Genomic DNA, 2,398 nt, shown 5'->3' on the forward strand with positions numbered 1-2,398 from the left:
GTAAGCGTTCGGTGAAAAGCATATTTGAAAAGTGGATATAATTTTTATTGCATCTCTTTTCAATCAGTGTATATTTTCTAATATTTGTTTTATGGTAACCATAGGACAAACACTACAGAAATTACGGGAATCTAATGGTGTAAGCGGCAGTTCGATAGCTAAAGCTGCCGGATTATCAACCGCTACCTACTACAATGTTGAGCGGGGTTATAAAGAAGCGAGTTTTATAGTCATATTCAGGATCTGCAGATTCTACGAAATTAGCCTGCATGAATTTGCTGATATTGTTACCCCTGCTGAGTTGGAACGTCCTGAGCTTACCAGTATCCGTTTCATGGAGAAACGGAAAGCCAAACTACTTAGGCTATTACAGGAGGGGACCAGTTCTGAGGGAGGAACTCCTTGAGTTTATCCTTAGGGCATCCAGGCATCCTGTTCAGTACATCTGTCAGCCATTCCAGAGGATTGATCTGATGTAATCTGCAGGTACCAAAGAAAGAATAGAGCATAGCTGCCCAGCATCCACCTTCATGAGAGCCATGAAACAGGTAATTACGTTTTCCGATTGCCGATACACGAATAGCACCTTCTATGGGATTGTTATCAATTCTTATATTCCCATTATTCAGATAAGCAGTTAACCGTTTCCAGTTATTCATAAAATAACCGATTGCTTTGCCCATAGGGCTGGAAGGGGTTGTTTTCAACCGGTAGCTTTCCATCCATAGCTTCAGCCGGTTCAGGATAGGCACAGCATTTAGCTGCCGCTCTTTTTGAAGACTCTCAGCATCGAGTCCATTTACTTTAGCATTGTGTTCAATGGCGTAGAGCTGTTGGAATTCAGCCAATGCAATCCTGGCCTTGGGATCATTGTCCTGGGCATCTGAAAATTTCCTTCTACAATGGGCAAGGCATCCTGCCATTGTGATCTCAGGAGTATCAAACTGGTTATAGGCCGCATAGGCATCAGTTTGAAGCGTCCCCCTAAAGTCCTTCAGATACTTTTGTGGTGCTTTTTTATCGCGCCCCTGCTGGAAATCAAACAGCACCAGTTTATCCGGCGGCGAATAATAGACCCAATGATAAGAATTTCTGGTTCCCCCCTCTTTACGCTGATCAAGTACTTTAACAGGGGTTTCATCTACCTGTAAATAGTTACTGGAAAGAACCGCCCTAATGTGCAGGTCGTGTAAAGGTTCAAGGAACTCACAGGTGTTTTTTGCCCACCCATTTACGGTAGATTTAGCAAGGTTCACACCCATACGGGCATACCTGCTGATCTGACGGGTAATAGGCAGTGAATCTACATATTTGCCTACCAGTATATCAGCAACTAAAGTTGGGCCTGCTATGGTTTTAAAAAGTGCCCGTTCAGGTAAGGCTGCCATGATGATTTTGCGGTTATTTTCCACATCCATGTATTTATGGCGGATTTCCTGGATTACTTTAAAGACCTGAGGGGTAACTTCCAGCCGCTCAGTTACCTGTTTGCCGATATAAACCATTGCAGAAAGGTCACCTTCAGGATAGATTTCGATGGTTTCTCTTTTCAAATGCTCAGGAATGAGCATGCGGTGCGGTTTGTTCTGCTCTTCGGCTGAAGGCAGCTTCCTGAGGTATTCTATTTTGACAGGCACGGTAACCGTATCCGGGGTAAGGGGCAGTAATTCAAGGTCCAGCACCAGCTGATCAGCATAAGAAGGAACAAAACGTTCCTGGGTACTTCCAAAGAAACGCTTCTTCCACTGGGTGATCTGGTAATTGGCTTCAAACAGTAGAAACTTGAGCTTTTCTATTTCCCTTTCGCTGTTTTCCCATTTCAGGGCCAGGTCATTGTTCCGCTCATCCAGGAGTTGGTTATTCTTCTCTTTTTTGTGGAGTTCTTTTTTCAGGTGCTGATTTTCCTGTTCCAGAAGGGAAGCCTTTTTAGCTTGCTCACGCAGGATATCCAGTTCTTTTAATAACTCTGATTTCTCGTTTTTAGCAGCTTTTTTCCCTTGTTTCATTACTTAAAAATACGTATTTCAAGAGATATTTGCAAGAATATTTTAACAAAAAACAGCAATTAAAGCACATTAAACTGGGTTTTGATAGCGTTTTCTCCGCTGGATACTTTGCAGGGAAATACCGCCAAGAATGAACTGCAGTTCATCGGTACGCATCTGGCAGGAATTGCTTTCATTGGATAATACGGGCAGTTCATAACTACCCTGTTCAAGGCGTTTATAATAAATAGCCCAACCATCTCCATCCCAGTTGAGCAGTTTAACCTGGTTGCGTTTCCTGTTCAGGAATATAAACACATCCCCTGATTGCAATGGTTCCATGTTCATTTCCCTACGCACAATTCCAGCCAGGGAATCAAAACTTTTTCTCATATCTGCCGACCCACGATACA

Annotated in this window: 3 protein-coding genes; 1 reads left to right on the plus strand and 2 read right to left on the minus strand. The window is 43.1% G+C overall.

What is annotated here, in order from left to right:
* Nucleotides 1-91 precede the first annotated feature (91 nt).
* On the plus strand, nucleotides 92-406 hold the full coding sequence (locus ADIARSV_RS11570; protein ID WP_016195709.1) for a helix-turn-helix domain-containing protein: 315 nt from the start codon (nucleotides 92-94) through the stop codon (nucleotides 404-406).
* On the opposite strand, the gene tnpC is transcribed toward ADIARSV_RS11570, so the two are convergent.
* Nucleotides 360-2,006, minus strand: coding sequence for an IS66 family transposase (gene tnpC / locus ADIARSV_RS11575; protein WP_016195710.1), 1,647 nt, complete (start codon nucleotides 2,004-2,006; stop codon nucleotides 360-362). The genes ADIARSV_RS11570 and tnpC overlap by 47 nt on opposite strands.
* 69 nt (nucleotides 2,007-2,075) lie before the next feature.
* Nucleotides 2,076-2,398: IS66 family insertion sequence element accessory protein TnpB (gene tnpB / locus ADIARSV_RS11580; RefSeq protein WP_040299894.1), on the minus strand; the 323-nt coding region annotated here is incomplete at its 5' end.

This window comes from Arcticibacter svalbardensis MN12-7 (genome assembly GCF_000403135.1).
GTDB classification, from domain to species: domain Bacteria; phylum Bacteroidota; class Bacteroidia; order Sphingobacteriales; family Sphingobacteriaceae; genus Arcticibacter; species Arcticibacter svalbardensis.

Coding starts and splice junctions, on each gene's coding strand:
- tnpC (WP_016195710.1), bottom strand. CDS start 2,006: ATGAAACAAGGGAAAAAAGCTGCTAAAAACGAGAAATCAGAGTTATTA.
- ADIARSV_RS11570 (WP_016195709.1), top strand. CDS start 92: ATGGTAACCATAGGACAAACACTACAGAAATTACGGGAATCTAATGGT.